The following is a 20142-nucleotide window of genomic DNA, read 5'->3' on the forward strand; positions in this document are numbered from 1 at the left end:
ATGCCGCAGGCTTCCGACCACGTGGTCGAGATCGTCGTCTTCGTGCTGCTGTTCACCCTGGTCTCGGTGATGGGGTTCGTCGCCGCCCGCTGGCGGCGCGCCGATTCGCTGGACCACCTGGACGAATGGGGGCTGGGCGGGCGCAACTTCGGCGCCTGGATCACCTGGTTCCTGCTCGGCGGCGACCTCTACACCGCCTACACCTTCGTCGCGGTGCCGGCCCTGGTGTTCTCCGCCGGGGCCATCGGCTTCTACGCCGTGCCCTACACGATCCTGATCTACCCGCTGGCCTTCCTGGTGCTCACCCGGCTGTGGTCGGTGAGCTACCGGCACGGTTACGTCACCCCGGCCGACTTCGTCCGCGGCCGGTTCGGCTCCCCCACCCTGGCCCTGCTGGTGGCGATCACCGGCATCGTCGCCACCATGCCGTACATCGCCCTGCAGCTGGTCGGGATCGAGGCGGTGCTGAAGGTGATGGGGGTGCACGGGCACCTGCCGATCGTGATCGCCTTCCTGATCCTGGCCCTGTACACCTACAACTCGGGCCTGCGCGCCCCGGCGCTGATCGCCTTCGTCAAGGACACCCTGATCTACCTGGTGATCATCGTCGCGGTGATCGTGATCCCCTACAAGCTCGGCGGCTGGGACGCGATCTTCGGCGGTGCGGAGGCGGCGCTGTCGCAGGAGAACCCCAACACCGGCCAGCCCAAGGGCAGCCTGCTGCTGAACGCGAACAACCAGCTGCAGTACATCACCCTGGCGCTCGGCTCGGCCCTGGCACTGTTCCTCTACCCGCACTCGCTGACCAGCGTGCTGGCGGCCAAGAACCGCGACACGATCAAGAAGAACATGTCCGCGCTGCCGGCCTACAGCTTCCTGCTCGGGCTGATCGCGCTGCTCGGCTACATGGCCCTGGCGGCCGGGATCAAGCCGGTCACCAGCGACGGCAAGACCGACACGAACACGATCGTCCCGTTGTTGTTCGACCAGATGTTCCCGAGCTGGTTCACCGGCGTCGCGTTCGCCGCGATCGGCATCGGGGCCCTGGTACCGGCCGCGATCATGTCGATCGCCGCGGCCAACCTGTTCACCCGCAACGTCTACAAGGAGTACCTGCGCAAGGACGCCACCCCCGCCCAGGAGGCCCGGACCAGCAAGATCACCTCGCTGGTGGTCAAGGTCGGCGCGGTCGCGGTGATCCTCTTCCTCGATCCGCAGTTCGCCATCGACCTGCAGCTGATCGGCGGGGTGCTGATCCTGCAGACGCTGCCGGCGGTGGCGATCGGGGTGTACACCCGCTGGTTCCATCCCTGGGCGCTGGCCAGCGGGTTGATCGCGGGCCTGGCGGTGGGGATCGGGATGCTCTACCAGATCCCCAACCCGAACAACGGCAAGGAGCACTTCGGCGGCTCGGCCTACAAGCTGTCGCTGGCCGGGTTCGACAGCGACAAGCAGATCTACGTGGGGTTCGTGGCGGTGCTGGCCAACCTGATCGTTGCGGCGCTGCTCACCCTGATTCTGCGGCGAACGGGAGCCCCGCAGCTGCCCGACGCCACCCGGGCGGACGACTACACCGTCGACCGCACCGAGCAGTCCCCGCCACCGGCCGCATCGGGTGAACCGGCTGCTCTGGCCGGGGACTGACAAACCTCGCAACAGCCCGCAAACCGCGCGGTGAGCGCGCCGGAATCGCACGCTCACCGCGCCGGGCCGGGGGCACACGCTCCGCGATGATGCAAACCACCAGCACGATCGCGACCCGGTGAGCAACTGGGTTCGCATCCCCCGCGTTGTGCACTTAGCGCCCGGGCTCCGTAGATTGGTGGGCGATGAACACCGATCCCGCCGTCCGCGACACCCCGGAAGAGCCCGCGGACTCCCCCGAACCCACCGCCGAGGCACCGGAGGCAGACGCGAGCCTGCCCACGTTCGCCGACCTCGGGATCGACGAGCGGGTGCTGCGCGCACTCAGCGACGTCGGCTACGAAATGCCCTCGCCGATCCAGGCCGCCGCCATCCCGCCGCTGATGGAGGGCCGCCACCTGGTCGGCCTGGCCCAGACCGGCACCGGCAAGACGGCGGCGTTCGCGCTGCCCGTGCTGAGCCGGATCGACCTGAGCCAGCGCGCCCCGCAGGCCCTGGTGCTGGCTCCCACCCGGGAACTGGCGCTGCAGGTGGCTGAGGCGTTCGGCCGCTACTCCCACCACATCCCCGGTCTGCACGTGCTGCCGATCTACGGCGGGCAGAGCTACGGCGTGCAGCTGGCCGGCCTCAAGCGCGGCGCCCACATCGTGGTCGGTACCCCCGGACGGGTGATCGACCACCTGGAGAAGCGCACCCTCGACCTGTCCCAGCTGAAGTACCTGGTGCTGGACGAGGCCGACGAGATGCTGCAGATGGGCTTCCAGGAGGACGTGGAGACCATCCTGGCCACCACGCCCGAGGAGAAGCAGGTGGCGCTGTTCTCGGCCACCATGCCCCCGCAGATCCGCCGCATCTCCAAGCGCTACCTGACCGACGCGGCCGAGATCACCGTGGCCAACCGCACCGCCACCGCGGCCAACGTGCGCCAGCGCTACATCTTCGTGGGCCACCAGCAGAAGCTGGACGCGCTCACCCGGGTCCTCGAGGTGGAGAGCTTCGAGGCCATGATCATCTTCGTGCGCACCAAGCAGGCCACCGAGGAGCTGGCCGAGCGGCTGCGCTCGCGCGGGCACTCGGCCGCCGCGATCAACGGCGACCTGGCCCAGCAGCAGCGCGAGCGCACGATCGGGCAGCTGAAGTCCGGGGTCCTGGACATCCTGGTGGCCACCGACGTGGCCGCCCGCGGTCTGGACGTCGAGCGGATCAGCCACGTGGTCAACTTCGACATCCCGCACGACAGCGAGTCCTACGTGCACCGGATCGGCCGCACCGGCCGGGCCGGGCGCTCGGGCGAGGCGCTGCTGTTCGTCACCCCGCGGGAGAAGCGACTGCTCGGCTCGATCGAGCGGGCCACCCGTTCGACGATCGAGGAGATGCCGCTGCCCTCGGTGGACGACGTGAACTCCACCCGGGTCACCAAGTTCACCGACTCGATCAAGGCCAACCTGGACAACCCGGAGACCGCGATCTTCCGGGGCCTGATCGAGGAGTACATCGCCGAGCACGACGTGCCCGCCGCCGACGTGGCCGCCGCCCTGGCCGTGATCGCCCAGGACGGCAAGTCGTTCCTGCTGCCGCCCGACCCGCCGCCCTCGGCCCGGCGCCCGGCCCGCGACCCCAACCCGCGCGACCGCAACGGCCGTCCGGCTCCACGGGTGGCCGGCCCGCGTCGTCCCCGGGGCGACGTGCCCCTGGCGACGTACCGGATCTCGGTCGGTCGCCGGCACCGGGTGCAGCCGGGCTCCATCGTCGGGGCGATCGCCAACGAGGGTGGTCTGGGTCGCGGTGACTTCGGGCACATCGACATCCAGGCCGACCACACCCTGGTCGAACTGCCGGCCAACCTCTCCCGGGAGACGGTCGAGGCGCTCACCCAGACCCGGATCTCGGGCAAGCTGATCCAGCTGACCAAGACCGACGGCCCGCCGCCGCAGCGTCAGCGCAGTGGGTTCGACAACAACCGCAAGCAGTTCCGCAAGTCCTACCCCGGTAAGTAAGGGGTCAAGCCGGCCGGGCCGGTCGCCGACCTTCATCGGGTGGCGACCGGCACCCTGGCCGGGCTCGGGCAGCATCTGCCCGGGCTCCGGGCCCCGCTGCAGACCCTGACCCGGCTGCGCTGGCTGCTGTGCCTGATCGGCGCGGTGCAGGGGGCCGCCCCGGTGTTCAACGGCATCCAGCCGCCCGACCTGGTCCGCTTCGCCGGAGCCGGTCGGGCGATCCTGCAGGGCCGGCTCGCCGAGGTCTACGCCGATCCCTGGATGCAGGCCGGGCCGTTCGAGCTGCTGGCCAGCTGGATCCTGTTCCCGTTCGGCTACCAGCACCAGTCGGACTACCTGAAAGCCGGTATGCACGGCCAACTCTGGCTGCGCGCGGCGATCGGGGCGGCCCTGACCGCCGGAGCCGTCCTCCTGGTCCGCCACCTGCGCCGAGTACACGGCGAAAACCCCTCCCCCGAAATGGAACTGGCCGCCGCAGTCACGGCCGTCCTGACTGCGGTGCCGTATGCCTTTCTGGTCGGCGGACATCCGGCCCAGTACGGCATCGCCCTGATGTGGGTACTCGGAGCCTCACTGGCGGTACGCGGGCGCAGCGTTGCGGCCGGGCTGGTGATCGGTCTCTCGGCGGGCTGGGAACCCTGGGGTGTGCTGGCCGCCGGACTGCTGCTGGTCGAGCGCCGCCCGTCCCGACTGCTGGCCGGCTGCGCCGCCTTCACCACCGGCGCCCTGGCCTGCTACCTGCCGTTCGTGGCCACCGGCCACTTCGAGATGTTCAGCCTGGAGTGGCTGATCCTGCCGCACACCCCGATCGGCACCCTCTTCTCCGACCTCACCGCGTTCGGCTGGCCGCTGCGGCTGCTGCAGGGCCTGGCCGCCGGCTCGGCCGGGATGCTCGCGGCTCTGGTCCTGGGGAAGCGGCGGGACCTGATCTGGATCGGCCCGCTGGCGGTGCTGCTGACCCGGCTGCTCCTGGATCCGTTGATGCTGCCGTACTACTGGTACCCGATGCTGATCGCGGTGGTGATCGGCGTGGGCCTGCTGCATTCCTGGTGCTCGATGCCCCGAACCGCACTGGTGCTGGCCCTCACCGGCTTGGCGATCGTCCGTTTCCGGGCCCCTGACATTTCGGCCGTGGCCGTGCTCGTGGCCGCCTGCGTGCTGCTGAGCGCGCTCGTCCTGAGGCTGCGGCGCGAAGAACCGCTCAGTCCCTGACGATCCGCACCCGGTCACCGACGACCTCGAAGCCCGGCTGCACCACCCGGATCTCGCGCTCGGCGGCCAGCGCCTCGGCCACCGTGGCATACCGGGCCAGCTCGCTGAGCGCGGCCCGGGTGGGCGGCATCAGGGTCAGATCGGCCCGCAGAGCTTCGGCCGGACGCAGCCAGACCCGCAGATCCGCCTCGGTACCGGCCTCGCGGGGTTCCTGTCCGGGTGGCAGGGCAGCCACGAAGAATCTAGTGTCGAAGCGGCGTTGTTCGAGCTCAGGGGTGATCCAGTGCTGCAGTGGAGCCATCCGGTCGGCTCGCAGAACCAGCGCGTGCCGGATCAGCAGGTCGCGCAGACTGATTCGGCCGGCCTCCAGGTCGGCCCGCTCGGTCTCGCTCACCTCCGTGGTGGGCCGGTTTCCAATGATGGACGAGGTGGCTGGGTCCCCGGGCAAAGGCGCGGCCGACGCGGTGGCCGGGTTCTCACTCACGGACGAGGCCAGCAGGACTCCCGCTTCCTCGAAGGTCTCGCGCACCGCCGCGCGAACCAGCCCGGCCGCGGTGCGTTCATCAGTTCCGAACCAACCGGCCCAGATCTTCGGCCCGGGACCCGCCCAAGGCGCGTCGGGCGTCCGTTGCTCCAGGTCCGAGGCATCCACCGAACCACCTGGGAACACGTACATGCCCGCGGCGAAGGCCAGCTTCGGCCGGCGGCGCAGCAGGTAGACCTCCGGACCCCCTGCACCGTCGCGGATCAGGGCCACGGTGGCCGCGGCCCGGGGCGGCACCGGCTCGAGCTCGCCGGACAACAACGACCGGGCCCGGTGCAGCAACTCAGCATCGACGTCCACCCAGGCATGGTGACACGATGATCCGTCGCGCAGACGAGCCGAACACGAGCGGGGCGTAATGGGTCGATCCGAGTCGCCGTCATGACCGGCGACCTCACCCTTTCCGTGGCCGGTGTGATCGGGCCGGTGGTCCACGGCCAGGGTTCGGCCTCCGGCCGGCGTACTTCGGTGATCCAGCTGGGCGGGTGCAACCTGGCCTGCTCCTGGTGTGATTCCGCGTACACCTGGGACGCGGCGCGCTACGACCTGCGCCGTGAGCTGGAGATGTGGACGGTCTCGGAGATCGCCCAGGAGGCGCTGGCCTGCCGGCCGAGCACCGTGGTGATCTCCGGCGGGGAGCCGCTGATGCAGCAGGGCACCCCGGCCTGGCCCTATCTGCTGGCCGCGCTGTCCACCCACGAGATCGGGCTGGAGACCAACGGCACGATCGCTCCCAGCGAGCAGACGCTGCGCGGGGTCAGCTGGATCACCGTCTCGCCCAAGCTGGCCCATTCCGGTGATCCGGCCCGGGCCCGGATCAACAGCGACGTGCTGGTGCTGTGGGGGCGGCTGGCCCGGCGGCTGGACGTGGACTTCTCCGTCGTGGTGCAGACCGCCGAGGACATCGCCACGGTCTCCAGCCTGGTCAGGGCACACGGCCTGCCCCGGGAGCGGGTCTGGGTGAGCCCCGAGGGCACCCGGGCGGCCACGGTTCTGCCCACCCTGCAGGAGATCAGCGGCCCGGCGCTGGAGGCCGGCTTCAACATCTCCCCGCGGCTGAACGCGCTGATGCCGTGATGGAATGTCGCTCGTGCCCGCGGTCAGTCAGCTCGTCCGGTCCCATCTGAGCACCGCCTTCCCCGGCCCGGTCGCCAGTGCCTCCGTCACCTTCCTCGGCACCCAGCCGCTCGAGGTCGACCGCTTCGGCCCCGACGAGTCCGGCCTGGTCCGCTACGCCACGGTCGGGGTCAGCGCCGCCCCGATGCATCCGCCCACGGCCACCGTGCTCGATCCGCTGCGGGGCCCGCGGGCCGAACTGGTGCTGAGTCTGAGCTCGCCTCGCGACCAGGTGCTGCGATCGCTGGCCGTGCTCGCGGCCACTCCGCAGGTCGAGGGTCTGGTGCTGACCGCCGGGGCGACAGTCGATCTGCAGCAGCCTTTGTGGCCCGGGGCGCGGGTCACTGCGGTGTTGATGGGAGACGCGGGCGGCCTGGTTCCCGACCTCGACCTGCCTTCGGTGGGTGAAGGGGCAGAACCGGTGCGGTTCTACCCGGTGCTGCCGATGACGCCGGACGAGGCCGCGCTGGCCCGGGCCCGCGGCGCGGCCCATCTGCGCCAGCTCTGGCTGGATGCCGGTACCGATCTTCGCGATCCGGAGCGAGTTTCGGTGCTGCGATGAGCCTGACCCTGTGGTTCCTGCTGGTGCTGGCCGGGATCGGCGGTGGCCTGTCGGGCAGCATCGCCGGGCTGGCCTCGCTGGTCAGCTACCCCGCGCTGCTGGCCGCCGGGCTACCAGCGACCACGGCCAACGTCACCAACACGGTTGCTCTGGTGGCTTCTGGAGCGGGCACCGTGCTGGGATCCCGGCCCGAGCTACGCGGCCAGGCTCCCCTGGTGCGGCAGTTGCTGGTCTGGGCCATTCCCGGCGGCATCCTGGGCAGCGTCCTGCTGCTGCTCACGCCGTCCGAAACCCTGGAAAAGCTGGTGCCTTTCCTGATCGGCGGGGCCGCCTTGGCCGTGCTGGTCCGAACCACGCCGGCCGCCTCGGCGCAGCCGCTGGGCGACATTCCGGCCGATGAGATTCCGCACACCGCGGCGGACGTCAGCCCGTACCCGCCGAAGGTTCAGATCTCCAGGCCTTTCCGGATCGGCACCTTCGTGGTCGGCATCTACGCCGGGTATTTCGGTGCCGCTGCCGGCGTGATGCTGCTGGCCCTGATCCTCGGCTTCACCGGGCTCAGCCTGGCCCGCTCCAGCGCTGTCCGCACCGTGGTCCTGACCAGCGCGAACGTGGTGGCCGCGATCTACTTCGCACTGTTCGGCCCGGTCGACTGGATGCACTGCCTGCCGCTGGCGATCGGCTTCCTGGCCGGCGGGCGGATCGGCCCGCTGATCCTGCGCCACGCCCCGGCCGGCCCGCTGCGCATCCTGATTGCGCTGACCGGGCTGGGCCTTTCGGTCAAGCTGGGCCTCGACGCCTTCGCCTGATCCCAAGAGGACGGGCCGGGCCAAAGGCGACCCGACCCGTCCTCTGCTGGAAATCAGGCCTTGACCACCAGGATCGGGGCGGGCCGGAAGGTCAGCCGAGCCCGGTCACCGGTGCTGAACCCGGCCGCCTGCGAAGTCGGCATCTGAGCCAGCACCTTGCCGTGCGTGCCCAGATCGACCGTGATCCGGGTGACCGCGCCGAGGAACGAAACCGCCACGATCGAACCGGTCAGCGGGTCGTCGGAGCCGGCCGAGTCGACCGCCACCAGATCCACCGCCTCCGGGCGCACCAGCGCCACTCCGGGACCACTGACCGAAGCCGCAACGGTCGGCAGGGAGGCGCCCAGAACGTCTGCCTTCGAGCCCGAAACGGTGGCCGGAAGCCGGTTGGACAGCCCGACGAACTCGGCCACGAACGGCGTGGCCGGCTGCCCGTAGACCTCGGTCGGGGCGCCCAGTTGCTCCAGCCGTCCCGCGTTCATCACACCCACCCGGTCGGCGACCGCGAGGGCCTCCTCCTGGTCGTGCGTGACGAACAGCGTGGTGATGCCGACTTCCAGCTGCACCCGACGGATCTCGTCGCGCAGGCTGGCCCGGACCTTGGCGTCCAGGGCCGACAGCGGCTCGTCGAGCAACAGCACGGTGGGCTGGATGGCCAGGGCCCGAGCCAGCGCCACCCGCTGCTGCTGACCGCCGGACATCTGGTGGGCGTAACGATCCGCCTGCGCGGAAAGCCCGACCAGCTCCAGCATCTCGCCCGCCCGCCGGTTGCGCTCGGCCTCGCCGACCTTGCGCAGCCGCAGCCCGAAGGCCACGTTCTGCCGGGCGGTCATGTGCGGGAACAGCGAGTAGGCCTGGAACACCATGCCCATGTCCCGCTTGTTGGTGGGCAGGCCGGTGACGTCCTTGCCGCCCACCACCACCCGTCCGCCGTCCGCGTCCTCCAGGCCGGCCAGCAGCCGCAGCGCGGTGGTCTTGCCGCAGCCGGAAGGGCCCAGCAGCGCGATGAACTCGCCCGGCTCGATGGTCAGGTCGAGGCCGTCCAGCGCGGTCACCGCACCGTACTCGCGGCGCAGCCCTTCCAGCCGGACCTCTACTCCGGCCCGGGTGAGGGATTCCGTCACGTCTACTTCCCCTTAGCAGTTGACCGGCGCCGGCCGACGAACGACAGCGCGAAGAGCAGGATGAACACGAAGATCAGCGCCGCCGCGGCGAGCGCGACCGAGACACCCACGCTGGCCTGCGCCTGCAGGTTGATCGCGACCTGCAGGTTGTCGTAGTTCAGCAGCGAGGCCACGGTGAACTCGCCGAGCACCAGCGCCACCGCCAGCAGCGAGGCGTTCAGCACGGCGGAGAACACGTTCGGCAGGATCACCCGCACCATCACGGTGAACCAGCCGGCACCCAGGCTGCGGGCCGCCTCGCTCAGTGTGCGCACGTCGATCGCCTGCAGCCCGGCGTCCAGCGCCCGGTACATGTACGGCATCACCAGCACCACGTAGGCGAAGGCCAGGACCAGGGGCGAGGAGTCGTACTCGGCCGGGGTGAAGTAGGCGATCCACAGGTAGATCGGGCCCAGGCCGACCACCAGCACCAGGGCCGGGATGGTCAGCGGCAGCAGGCAGAGGAACTCCACCACCCGCTGCAGTTTCGGCAGCCGAAGCCGCACCCAGACCATGGTCGGCACCAGCAGGGCCAGCGCCACCACCGAGGTGATCAGCGCCAGCAGCAGCGAGTCGCGCAGGGCGATCAGCAGGTCGGGGTTGTCGCCGATGGCCCGCCAGTACTCCAGCGTGCGCTCGCCGTAAAGGTCGCTCGAGCGCGTGCTGAACTCGATCAGGGCGATCAGCGGGACCGCGAAGAACAGCCCGAACGGCAGCATCGCCAGCACCCGGATCACCCGGGTCCGGCGGGCCGAGCGGGCCCGCAGCCCGATCCCGTTGCGGCGCGGGGAATCCCCGGTCTTGGTCAGTTCGGTCGTCACTGCAGCCATCGGGCGGACCTCCGCTGCATCCAGGAGTACAGGGCCATGGCCACGGCGACCACGATCACCATGCCCAGCGCCAGGGCCTTGGCCACGTTCTCCTGGCCGAGCACCGTCTCGCTGGTCATCGCCGCGCGGATCTGCAGCGGGATGATGATGCCGCCCTGGCTGATCAGCGCGGCGGCGGTGGCGTAGGCGGCGAAGGCGTTGGCGAACAGCAGCAGGAACGCGCCCATGAACGGCGGGGCCAGCAGCGGCGCGGCGACGTGCCGCCAGTAGGCCCAGGTACTGCCGCCGAGGCTCTCGGTGGCCTCCCGCCACTGCGGCTTGACGCCGTCCAGGGCGGGCAGGAAAACCAGCACCATCAGCGGGATCTGGAAGTACAGGTAGACCACGATCAGGCCGGACAGCTCGTACAGCCACCCGCCGCTGACCGAGATACCGGTGTCCTGCAGCAGCAGGGTGACCAGACCCTGGTTACCTACGCTGACCATGAACGCGAAAGCCAGCGTCACCCCACCGAACTGGGCCAGCACACCGGCGACCGCGGTGACGGTCCGGCGCAGCAGGCCGTCGGCCGGGCCGCTGACCACCAGGTAGGCCAGCAACGCGCCGAAGATCGCGCCGATCGCTGCGGTGGCGAAGGAGAGCTGGATGCTGCGCCAGAAGGCGGTCAGCACGTAGCTCTCGCCCAGCGCCCGGATGTTCGACAGGGTCGGCTGCCCTTCGGGGGTGCCGAACGCCTGGATCACCACCAGGCCGGTGGGCAGCAGCAGAAAGAGCCCGACGTAGGCGAAGAACGGCACCACGCCGAGCCAGCTGAGCGAGAACCGCCGGCCAGTCCGGGTGGACTGGCCGGCGGGTACACCAACGGTGGACGTCACGTCAGCCGATTGCCTTGGCCCAGGACTCGGTCAGGGTCTTGGTCGCGGCCTCGGTCTGCTCGGTGGTCAGGAACACCGGCTCACCCTCGACCGCGGGCAGTGCCTCGGCCAGCGCGGCGTCGATGGTGCCGGCCTCGGTCATCGCGTCCATCCGGACCGGACGGGCGCCACCCTTCAGCCACAGGTTCTGGCCCTCGTCCGAGAACAGGAACTCCTGCCACAGGCGCGCGGCGGCCGGGTGCGGGGCCTCCTTGTTGATCGCCTGGTTGTAGTAGCTGCCCAGGACGACGCCCTCGGGGACGACGACCTTCCAGTTCGGGTTCTCCGAGACCTGGGCGGCGTTCAGGTAGTCCCAGTCGAAGACGACCGGGGTCTCGCCGCTCTTGATCGTGGCCGGGCTGGCCTGGACCGGGACGAAGTTGCCGGCCTTCTTCAGGTCGGCGAAGAAGTCGACGCCCTTGCTGATGTCGTCGGCCGAGCCGCCGTTGCCCAGCGAGGCCATCGCGACACCGGCGAACGCGGCACCGGCCTGCGTCGGGTCACCGTTCAGGGCGACGCTGTTCTTGAACTTCGGGTCGAGCAGGTCCTTCAGCGAGGTCACCTCGGGGAACTTGCTGGAGTCGTAGCCGATCGACATGAAGCCGCCGTAGTCGTTGACCCACAGGCCGTTCGGGTCCTTCTGCGCGGCCGGGATGTCGTCGAACGTGGCCACCTTGTACGGCGCGTACAGCGCGGTGTTGGCCAGGGTGACGGCGCCGCCCATGTCCAGCACGTCCGGGGCCGAGCTGCGGCCCTTCTCGGTCTTGACCGCGTTGATCTCTTCCTGGCTGGCCGCGTCGGGCTTGTCCGAGACGACCTCGATGCCGTACTTCTCGGTGAACTTGGCCTTCAGCTCGCCGTAGTTGGCCCAGTCGTCGGGCAGCGCGATGGTGTTCAGCTTGCCCTCCTCCTTGGCCGCGGCGATCAGGGCGTCCATCCCGCCGAACTCCTCGGCGGAAGTGGCAGAGGCAGCGGACACGCCCCCCTCGCCGTTCGCGCTGCTGTCGTCGTCGCTCGGCGGCGCGCAGGCAGCCAGGGCCACGATCGCGCCCACTGCCACGGTCGCGCCGATACCGCGCATGATCTTCACGTGTTTCGAGCCTCCTCAGGCTTCAGTACCCCCGCGTAGTTGAACGTTGAACACGGTGCCACGGACGCGGGCCGCTTCACCGGGGGGCCGGGACGGCGAAGGGCTGACCGAATGGTGAACGCAGGGGTAACCCCCTGTCATCATGCGGACAACCAGAACAACGCGTCGAGACCATTTCGTTACGGAAAGCCACATCGGCGTGAGCTGTCGAACAACTCGCGACCAACCGCGCGAGCCACCCTTGCCTTGCCCGGCTACTCGTGCCCGGCGATCGGCCGGGCGGTGTACGGCGCCTCCAGCTCGGCCACCTCCTCGTCGCTCAGCTCGAGAGTCAGCGCCTGGACGGCGTCGGTCAGGTGCTGCGGTTTGGTCGCCCCGATGATCGGCGCGGTCACCGCCGGATTACGCGCCACCCAGGCCAGGGCCACCTGCGCCCGCGGCACTGCGCGGGCCGCGGCCACCCGGGCCACCGCCTCGACGATCGCGCGGTCGCCCTCCTGGTACAGGTCCTTGCCCACCGCGTCGCTCTCCTGCCGGACGCTGCCGGTGTCCCAGTCCCGGGTCAGCCGGCCGCGGGCCATCGGGCTCCACGGGATCACGCCCACGCCCTGGTCCAGGCAGAACGGCAGCATCTCGCGCTCCTCCTCGCGGTAGAGCAGGTTGTAGTGCGGCTGCATGCTGACGAACCGGGTCCAGCCGTTGCGCTCGGCGGCGAACTGGGCCTTGGCGAACTGCCAGGTGTACATCGAGGAAGCGCCGATGTAGCGGGCCTTTCCGGCCCGGACCACGTCGTGCAGGGCCTCCATCGTCTCCTCGATCGGGGTGCCGTAGTCCCAGCGGTGGATCTGGTAGAGGTCCACGTAGTCGGTGCCCAGCCGGCGCAGGCTGTTGTCGATCTCGGCCAGGATCGCCTTGCGGGACAGGCCACTTCCGTTCGGGCCCGGGCGCATCCGGTAGAACAGCTTGGTGGCCACCACCACCTCCTCGCGGCGGGCGTAGTCGTTCAGGGCCCGGCCGACGATCTCCTCGCTGGTCCCGTCGGAGTACATGTTGGCGATGTCGAAGAAGTTGATCCCGGCCTCGAGTGCCGCCTTGATGAACGGGCGACTGGCCTCCTCGTCCAGGGTCCAGGGATGGGTCCCCCGCTCCGGAACGCCGTAGCTCATGCAGCCCAGGCTCACTCGGGAGACGTCCAGTCCGGTACGACCGAGCTTCACGTAGTCCATGGTGGCCAGCCTAGGCTCGACTGCGGGTTAAAGGTCGGGCAATCTCGGTTACATGAGTGGTGACCGATGAAGGACGAAGTGGGCACCTCAGTCTCGAACGACGGCTCCGGGGCCGGCCAGGCGCAGTTGCGGCTGGCCACGCCGGCCGGGCGCTGGGTGCTGACCGCGGCGGTGCTGGGCAGCGCGGTGGTGAGTCTGGACGCCACGGTGGTGAACGTGGCCCTGCCCACGATCGGCCAGGACCTGGACGCCGGGGTGGCCGGGCTGCAGTGGACGGTGAACGGTTACGCCCTCACCCTGGCCGCGCTGATCCTGCTCGGCGGCTCGCTGGGCGACCGGTTCGGCCGCCGGAGGATCTTCGTTCTCGGGGTGGCCTGGTTCGGGCTCGCCTCGCTGTTGTGCGGGCTGGCTCCCAACTTGGAGACGCTGGTGCTCGCCCGAGCGCTGCAGGGTGTGGGTGGCGCGCTGCTCACCCCGGGCAGCCTGGCGATGATCTCGGCGTCGTTCTGCCGGGAGGATCGGGCCCGGGCGATCGGAGCGTGGTCCGGCCTGGGCGGGGTGGCCGCGGCGGTGGGCCCGCTGATCGGCGGGGCGTTGCTGGAGCAGTCCTGGCGCTGGATCTTCCTGATCAACCTTCCACTAACAGTTTTCGTGATCTACCTGGCGGTGCGGCACGTCCCGGAGACGCTGGACGCCGACGCCCCGCGCCGGCCGGATCTGCTGGGCTCGGCCACCGGTGCGATCGGGCTCGGCGGTCTGACTTACGCCCTGATCGCCGCCCCTTCCGGCAACCAGCCGGTGGTCTGGATCGCCGGCCTGGTCGGCGTCCTCGGTTTTGCGTTCTTCATCCTGACCGAACGCCGCAGCCCGCACCCCCTGGTCCCGCTCGACGTGTTCGCCAACCGGCAGTTCACCGCCGCCAATCTGGTCACGTTCGCCCTGTACTCGGCCATCTCCGGGGTGTTCTTCCTGCTCGCGATCGTGTTGCAGGTGGTGGTCGGGCTGAGCCCGCTGCAGGCCGGCACCGCCATGCTGCCGGTGACCCTGCTGATGCTCACGCTTTCGTCCCGCACCGGCGCACTGGCCGCCCGGATCGGCCCCCGCCGTCCGATGACCTTCGGCCCGCTGATCATGGCCGGCGGCCTGCTGCTGATGCTCCGGATCCAGCCTGAGGCCGGGTATTTCAGCAACGCCCTGCCCGGCATTCTGGTCTTCGGCACCGGCCTGACCCTGACCGTGGCTCCGCTCACCGCGGCAGTGCTGGCGGCCGCCGAGGACCGCCATGCCGGAGTGGCTTCCGGAGTGAACAACGCCGTGGCCCGCACCGCCGGCCTGCTCTCGGTGGCGGTACTGCCGCTGCTGATGGGGCTTTCCGGTGACGACTTCGCCCGGCCCGGTGCTCTGGCCGACGGCTTCCACATCGCCGTGCTCTGCTGTGCCGTCCTGATGGCGCTGAGCGCCCTGATCGCCTGGTTCGGCGTGAAAGATTCGTCTGCCGAACCGGTTCCGGTGCACACGGAACCGGTTTACCACTGCGCCGTGGACCAGCCCCCTACTGCTCCAGAGGGGATCCGGTCTCCAGCAGGCTCTTGAGACTGGCCAGGGTCTGCGGCCAGCCCTGCTCGACCATCTCGACGATGCTGCTGCCCGGCTTGCCGGTGTGCAGCAGACTCAGCTTGGTGAAGCCGCCCTCCTGGGGTTCCAGGGTGAAAGTGGCAGTGGTGCGAGGCTCCTCGCCGAGCTTGGCCCGGGTCTCGTCGTCGATCCCGACCTTGGCCGCGAACTCCGGGGTGATCGCGTGCCAGGTGAACGAGAGCCGCTCGAACGGCGTGGACTCGATCACCACCTGCTCCGGATCGGCCATCTCGATGCCCTGGAACTCCCAGACGATCGGACTGCCCGGCTGCCAGTCGGTGCGGAACTCCACTCCCCAGTACTGCTTGGTGAACTCCGGCTCGGTGATCGCCCGCCAGACCTTCTCGGGCGTCGAGCGGATGTACGTGACATAGACGAAATCGCTACTCTCGGGCATGTTCTCGTCCTCCAAGGCTCGCTTCAGACCGGCCAGCGCACGGGCCCGGCCGCGGTCGTACTTGGACATCCAGCGATCGGCGATGGCATTGATCGGCTCGGCGTTCAGGTAGTGCAGCAGCTCCCGCCCCCGGCGCATCGTGGTGACCACCCCGGCCGCCACCAGCACCGCCAGATGCTTGCTGACCGACTGCCGGGTCATCCCCAGCCCGGCGCTCAACTGCTTCAGGTTCTGCCCGTTCTGCCCCGCCAGCCGGTCCAGCAGTGCTCGCCGCACCGGATCGGCCAGAGCCCTGAACACCTCGTCGTCCATCGCCTCCAGCCTAGGGGCCGCCGGCGCAAATAGGCAACTCATCGGCTGCCTATGCTGGGTGAAGTGCATCGTTTACGGTGGTCAGGTTCGCCTGACCGGATTGAGGTACCCGTGAACTACCTGAGCTCGTTCATCAGCGTCGCCGAGGACAGCAAGGCCACCGAGGCCAGCGTGCCGCCGGCCCGAGGCACCGGTCGCACCGTCGCCCAGATCCAGTACGAGCTGTTGCGCGACGAGCCCTACGCCCACACCCAGGAGGACGTGCTGTTCGCCTCCTGGTTCGAGCGCCAGGGTATGGAGAACGTCTCCGGCGCCGAGATGGCCCAGCTGCGCGCCGAGTTCTTCGCCAAAGACCAGCCCTGCCTGCGCACTTCGCCGCTGGCCCGGACTTACGGCTGGGGCCTGGTGTTCGACGAGAAGGGCGGCGTGGCGTTGTGCGCCATGGAATCGCCGGAGTACCAGGAACTCCTGCACTCGGACCTCAAGCAGATCAAGGCCATGCGCAGCAAGCGAGCCTGACCCCGAGCAGTTCATGCTTCCGGCCGGGGCGCCATTCCGCCTTCACCTTCCCGCCGCACCGCCAAGTCCCACAGCCCCTGCCAGCCCCACCTCGCGGCCGGAAGTCGCAGCTCGCCGCCGCCAGCCCCAGCTCGCGGCCGGAAGTCGCAAAAACCAGCTGAATGAAAGCTTTCAAGTGCGACTAGCGGCCGCCAGGTGCGATTAAGCGCCGCCAACTGCGACCAAGCACGCAGCCCGGCAACCCGGCAGCAAGTTCCGTACCCAAACCTTGCGCAGCCTGTTATCACCCGCAAGGGAGATTGGGAGGACAAAGACCGCTATGACGTCGTTTTGTCTTCCCGATCAGGCCGGGCTAGTCGTCGACAGGGTCCGTGCTGTCCGGGGTGCTGATCCCCTTGCCCTTGACCGGTGCCTCTTCGCCGCAGGTCTCGGTGGGCTCCGGATCGGTCGGCGTCGCGGTGGGCGTCGGCGTGACTTCCGTGGGAGTGGGGGTCGGCTCGTCCGTTGGTGTTGGTGTGACGTCCGGGTCCGGAGTGCAGGAGTCCGTGGGGGTGGGGCTAGTGGGCTTAGGCGTGGTGGTGGGCGGCGCCGTGGTGGTCGGTGGCGCCGTGGGCCCGCTGGTGGGTGGCCGGGTGGCGGTCGGGCGCGGCGTGGTCGGGTGTGGCGTGGTGGGGCGCGGGCTGGTCGGGGTAGGCGTTTTGCTCGCCGTGGGCTTGGGCTTGCTCGAGGTGGGCTTCGGCTTGCCGGTCTTGCTCGGCTCCGGCGCCTTCTTCGGGGGCTTGGGCAGAGCCGGAGGCGGACCGGGAGCCGTGCCGGGCGGTTCGGTGTTCGTGGCCGAGGGGGTAGGCGTGTCCGGCTTGGGGTTGGGCACGTTCTGCGGCTGACCGGTGGCATAGGCCGTGGCCAGGGAGAGCACCAGCGAGACGTAGCTGTTGCTGCGGTTGTAGCGGTACACCGCTGCGGCCTGCCCGGACTTGGTGCTCAGATCCGCATTTCCGGCGCACAGGTAGCGGCCGGCCGCCAGCGCCGCGTTGTTGATGTTCTGCGGGTCGCCCTTGCCGTACGAGGCCCAGGTGCCCGGCAGGAACTGCATCGGGCCGACCGCGCGGTCGTAGGCGCGGTCACCGTCGTAGCGGCCGCCGTCGGAGTCGCGAATGGTGGCCGTGCCGGCCATCGACCCGTCCAGCCGGACTCCCAGGATCGGCGGGCTGACCTGGCCGGTAGCGGTGATCCCGGCACCGCCGTGCCGGCCGTGATTACTCTCCACCCGGCCGATCGCGGCGATCAGGCTCCAGTGCACACCGCACGAGGGGTCGGTACGGGCCAATTCGGCGGCCGCAGCCTCGTACGCCCGCTGCGCCCCCACCGGGATGCCGGACGACGTCAACCCGTCGGTGCGAGAGATCCCGTACGCACCGCCCGACGACGAATCGCCTGAACCGCTTGACTTTTCCGCGCTGGGATAGGCGGATGAAAAGGTGGACGAGCTGGGCTGGGTACTGCCGTACAGGTCACCGGAGTACCCCTCGAGCGGGGTGGAACCGACGGGTGGGGTGCCGGTGGGCGCCACCGTTTCCCCGCCGGCCGCCGTCTTCGGTTGTGCCGCAGTGGATCCGGACACCATGAAGACGACCGTGACGGTGAGCAGGAAGGCCAGGACGGCGGCGGCACGGCGAAGCGCCGTGGCACCACCCCGGACCAATCTGGACGAACCGGGCCATCGCACCCCATGACCTTAAGCAGAAATAGCCGAAAAGGCAGCCCGGTTCCATCAAGGGATCGAGATTCACAGCTACCGCGAACCAGGAGAACCAGCCATGCGCGCCATCTGGAACGGCACCGTGATCGCCGAGTCCGACGACATCGTGGAGGTGGAGGGCAACGCCTACTTCCCGGCCGAGTCGGTGCGCCGGGAACTGCTCACTCCCAGCGACACCCAGACGTTCTGCCCGTGGAAGGGCACCGCCTCGTACTACTCGCTCACCGTGGACGGCACCGAGAACCCGGACGCGACCTGGTATTACCCAGCGCCGAAAGAGGCGGCAGCACAGATCAAAGACCGGTTCGCGTTCTGGCGCGGGGTGACGGTCGAGGAGTAGGTCAGGCCCGGGCCTCGGGGGTGGCGCTGACCAGACCGCTCTGGTAGGCAGCCACCACCAGCTGGGCCCGGTCCCGCGCCCCGACCTTCGTCATCGCCCGGTTGACATGGGTTTTCGCGGTCAGCGGGCTGACGAACAACCGTTCGGCGATCTCGTCGTTGGACAGGCCGAGCGCGACCAGGGCGGCCACCTCCCGCTCGCGCTCGGTCAGCGCCGCGAACACCTCCGGCACCTGTACCCCGGGGCTGCTCGGCTGAGCCAGGAACTCGGTGATCAGGCCGCGGGTGGCGCGGGGCGACAGCAGCGCGTCGCCGCTGGCCACGGTGCGGATGGCGGTCAGCAGCTCGTCCGCCTCCACGCCCTTGCCGACAAACCCGCTGGCGCCCGCCCGCAGCGCCGCCAGCACGTACTCGTCGATCTCGAAGGTGGTCACCACCAGCACCTTGACCCCCGCCAGGTCGTCGTCGGCGCAGATCAGCCGGGTGGCTTCGAGGCCGTCCAGTTCGGGCATCCGGATGTCCATCACCACCACGTCGGCCCGAGCCGTGCGGACCAGGTCCACGGCCTGCCGGCCGTTGCTCGCCTCGCCCACCACCTCCAGGTCGGAGGCGGAGTCGATCAGCACCCGGAACCCGGCCCGGATCAGGGCCTGGTCGTCGGCCAGCAGGACACGCGTTCTCTGGTTCGTCATCACACACTTTCCTGAGTGATGCCCGGGGTGGGCATCTCCTTGCCGGGCCGGGCGGCGAGCCGCCGGCTGATCGCCCCGACCGCGCCGGCCTCCAGGGCCAGCGGGATCGCCAGAGCCTTGCCGATGTCCGCCACCCCGCACGAGGGTTCGGCCGGAGCGGGCGGTGGGGCCGTGGGCGGCTCGGCCCGGACCGGCAACTGGGCCTGGACCCGCCAGGTACCGTCCGCCGCCGGCGCCGCGCGCAGGCTGCCGCCGACCGCCAGCGCCCGCTCGCGCATCCCGATCAGGCCGTAGCCCCCGAGCAGAGCATCGTCCTGAGTACCCGGCCGGGCCGTCGCCCCCTGCTCGTTGACGATGTCGATGTGCAACGCATCCGCAGCGAACCGGACGTCGAGGGTGGCCGTACCGGAGCCGTGCTTGTGCGCGTTCGTGAGCCCTTCCTGGACCAGGCGGTAGGCCACCAGGTCCAGTGCCGGCGGCAGTTCCCGGCGCTCGCCCCGCACCGCCCAGACCACCCGCAGCCCGGAGGCCTCGAACGAGCGGATCAGCTCGGGCAGGTCGGCCACCCCGGCCGCGGGCTCCACCGGCGTCTTGCTCTCGCCCGGCTGCCGCAGCACGCTGAGCAGGCCGGTCAGCTCGTCCAGCACGGTGCGGCTGGACCGGCGCACGTGCCCCAGCGCCTCCTTGGCCTCGGCCGGTTTCTCGGTGACCAGATGCTCAGCCACCGACGTCTGCACATGGATCACCGCGATGTGATGGGCGACCACGTCGTGCAGTTCCTGGGCGATCCGCAGCCGCTCCTCCGCCACCCGGCGCCGGGCCTCTTCGTCGCGGGTGTGCTCGGCCCGCCGGGCCCGCTCCTCGACCGCGGCCACGTAAGCCTTCTTGCTCTCGACCGCCTCACCGACCGCCGCGAAGAAGCCGACCCACAGCAGCGTGCCGATGTGGGCGCCGATCTGCAGCCCACCGTGCGCCGCAGCCTGCGCGGCGATCACCACCGCGCTGGCCGCACTGGCGCACAGCAGGGTCTTACGCCGATCGCCCTGACCGGCCACCGTCACCATCGCGGCCCCGGCGGCGATCACCATCGGCGTGGCGATGTCCCCACCCAGGTGCCAGATCATGAAGGCGGTACCCAGCGCGGTCACCGCCAGCACGGTGCAGGGCCACAGCGTGCGCAACGTGAGCACGGCGAACAACCCGGCCTGGGCGGCCAGCACGATCGGGGTGCTGGCGGCCGGATGATCCTGCCCCACCTTGACGGTGATCAGCGTGGCCACGACCAGCAGGAACAGGGCCAGAAGGCCGTCCCTCACCCGGGGGTGGTGGACGGCCTTCAGCCGGATTCGCTGGGACATCCGCATCACAGCACTCTAAGCCGG

19 protein-coding genes are annotated in these 20142 nt (G+C 69.9%); 9 read left to right on the plus strand and 10 right to left on the minus strand.

The features are described 5' to 3' along the window. The 3 genes from mctP (at window position 1) to LR394_RS16540 (ending at window position 4853) form a co-directional block, all read left to right on the plus strand. The gene (gene mctP, locus LR394_RS16530; protein WP_269329287.1) at window positions 1-1644 is read left to right on the plus strand and encodes a monocarboxylate uptake permease MctP; all 1644 of its coding nucleotides are present in this window, start codon (window positions 1-3) and stop codon (window positions 1642-1644) included. 185 nt (window positions 1645-1829) lie between these two features. Then, window positions 1830-3641, plus strand: coding sequence for a DEAD/DEAH box helicase (locus LR394_RS16535; protein ID WP_231442821.1), 1812 nt, complete (start codon window positions 1830-1832; stop codon window positions 3639-3641). Between the two features lie 39 nt (window positions 3642-3680). Beyond that, window positions 3681-4853, plus strand: a complete 1173-nt coding sequence (locus tag LR394_RS16540; protein ID WP_231442824.1) for a hypothetical protein — start codon at window positions 3681-3683, stop codon at window positions 4851-4853. Here LR394_RS16540 and LR394_RS16545 read toward each other — a convergent pair. After that, complete coding sequence (locus tag LR394_RS16545) at window positions 4843-5697, minus strand: NUDIX hydrolase (protein ID WP_231442826.1); 855 nt, start codon at window positions 5695-5697, stop codon at window positions 4843-4845. The genes LR394_RS16540 and LR394_RS16545 overlap by 11 nt on opposite strands. Before the next feature lie 81 nt (window positions 5698-5778). Between LR394_RS16545 and LR394_RS16550 the strand changes: the two genes are divergently transcribed. The 3 genes from LR394_RS16550 to LR394_RS16560 are packed head-to-tail and all read left to right on the plus strand — an operon-like array spanning window position 5779 to window position 7884. Further along, window positions 5779-6474, plus strand: a complete 696-nt coding sequence (locus LR394_RS16550) for a 7-carboxy-7-deazaguanine synthase QueE (RefSeq protein WP_231442828.1) — start codon at window positions 5779-5781, stop codon at window positions 6472-6474. Between the two features lie 4 nt (window positions 6475-6478). Further along, the gene (locus tag LR394_RS16555; protein ID WP_231442830.1) at window positions 6479-7075 is read left to right on the plus strand and encodes a suppressor of fused domain protein; all 597 of its coding nucleotides are present in this window, start codon (window positions 6479-6481) and stop codon (window positions 7073-7075) included. Beyond that, on the plus strand, window positions 7072-7884 hold the full coding sequence (locus tag LR394_RS16560; protein ID WP_231442832.1) for a sulfite exporter TauE/SafE family protein: 813 nt from the start codon (window positions 7072-7074) through the stop codon (window positions 7882-7884). Before LR394_RS16555 ends, LR394_RS16560 begins: the two co-directional genes overlap by 4 nt. Window positions 7885-7937: 53 nt before the next feature. On the opposite strand, the gene LR394_RS16565 is transcribed toward LR394_RS16560, so the two are convergent. From LR394_RS16565 to LR394_RS16585, 5 genes are all read right to left on the minus strand, one after another. Further along, entirely contained in the window at window positions 7938-9008 is a 1071-nt protein-coding gene (locus tag LR394_RS16565; RefSeq protein WP_231442834.1) for an ABC transporter ATP-binding protein, read from the minus strand. 2 nt (window positions 9009-9010) lie between these two features. Next, window positions 9011-9877 carry an ABC transporter permease gene (locus LR394_RS16570; RefSeq protein ID WP_231442837.1) on the minus strand — a complete coding sequence of 289 codons (867 nt, stop codon included), beginning with the start codon at window positions 9875-9877 and terminating at the stop codon, window positions 9011-9013. Beyond that, the gene (locus LR394_RS16575) at window positions 9865-10752 is read right to left on the minus strand and encodes an ABC transporter permease (RefSeq protein WP_231442839.1); all 888 of its coding nucleotides are present in this window, start codon (window positions 10750-10752) and stop codon (window positions 9865-9867) included. The genes LR394_RS16570 and LR394_RS16575 overlap by 13 nt, the downstream gene beginning before the upstream one ends. Window position 10753: 1 nt before the next feature. Next, window positions 10754-11872, minus strand: a complete 1119-nt coding sequence (locus tag LR394_RS16580; RefSeq protein ID WP_231443203.1) for an ABC transporter substrate-binding protein — start codon at window positions 11870-11872, stop codon at window positions 10754-10756. Window positions 11873-12135: 263 nt separating this feature from the next. Continuing rightward, complete coding sequence (locus LR394_RS16585; protein ID WP_231442842.1) at window positions 12136-13107, minus strand: aldo/keto reductase; 972 nt, start codon at window positions 13105-13107, stop codon at window positions 12136-12138. Between the two features lie 66 nt (window positions 13108-13173). Between LR394_RS16585 and LR394_RS16590 the strand changes: the two genes are divergently transcribed. Continuing rightward, window positions 13174-14700 carry an MFS transporter gene (locus LR394_RS16590; RefSeq protein WP_231442844.1) on the plus strand — a complete coding sequence of 509 codons (1527 nt, stop codon included), beginning with the start codon at window positions 13174-13176 and terminating at the stop codon, window positions 14698-14700. Here the strand turns inward: LR394_RS16590 and LR394_RS16595 are convergent. Beyond that, window positions 14660-15451 (minus strand): ArsR/SmtB family transcription factor, encoded by a 792-nt coding sequence (locus tag LR394_RS16595; RefSeq protein WP_231442846.1) that lies wholly within the window; start codon window positions 15449-15451, stop codon window positions 14660-14662. The genes LR394_RS16590 and LR394_RS16595 overlap by 41 nt on opposite strands. A 111-nt stretch (window positions 15452-15562) precedes the next feature. On the opposite strand from LR394_RS16595, the gene LR394_RS16600 reads away from it, so the two are divergent. Beyond that, complete coding sequence (locus LR394_RS16600) at window positions 15563-15970, plus strand: DUF6157 family protein (protein ID WP_231442849.1); 408 nt, start codon at window positions 15563-15565, stop codon at window positions 15968-15970. A 352-nt stretch (window positions 15971-16322) separates the two neighbouring features. Here the strand turns inward: LR394_RS16600 and LR394_RS16605 are convergent, their stop codons facing one another. Next, on the minus strand, window positions 16323-17696 hold the full coding sequence (locus tag LR394_RS16605; protein ID WP_231442851.1) for a lytic transglycosylase domain-containing protein: 1374 nt from the start codon (window positions 17694-17696) through the stop codon (window positions 16323-16325). Between the two features lie 91 nt (window positions 17697-17787). On the opposite strand from LR394_RS16605, the gene LR394_RS16610 reads away from it, so the two are divergent. Further along, complete coding sequence (locus tag LR394_RS16610) at window positions 17788-18069, plus strand: DUF427 domain-containing protein (protein ID WP_231442853.1); 282 nt, start codon at window positions 17788-17790, stop codon at window positions 18067-18069. A gap of 1 nt (window position 18070) precedes the next feature. Here the strand turns inward: LR394_RS16610 and LR394_RS16615 are convergent, their stop codons facing one another. Both LR394_RS16615 and LR394_RS16620 read right to left on the minus strand, forming a co-directional pair. Then, window positions 18071-18760, minus strand: coding sequence for a response regulator transcription factor (locus LR394_RS16615; protein ID WP_231442855.1), 690 nt, complete (start codon window positions 18758-18760; stop codon window positions 18071-18073). Continuing rightward, complete coding sequence (locus LR394_RS16620) at window positions 18760-20124, minus strand: sensor histidine kinase (RefSeq protein ID WP_231442857.1); 1365 nt, start codon at window positions 20122-20124, stop codon at window positions 18760-18762. The genes LR394_RS16615 and LR394_RS16620 overlap by 1 nt, the downstream gene beginning before the upstream one ends. Window positions 20125-20142: the final 18 nt, after the last annotated feature.

Source organism: Kineosporia babensis (assembly GCF_021129305.1).
Taxonomy (GTDB): domain Bacteria; phylum Actinomycetota; class Actinomycetes; order Actinomycetales; family Kineosporiaceae; genus Kineosporia; species Kineosporia babensis.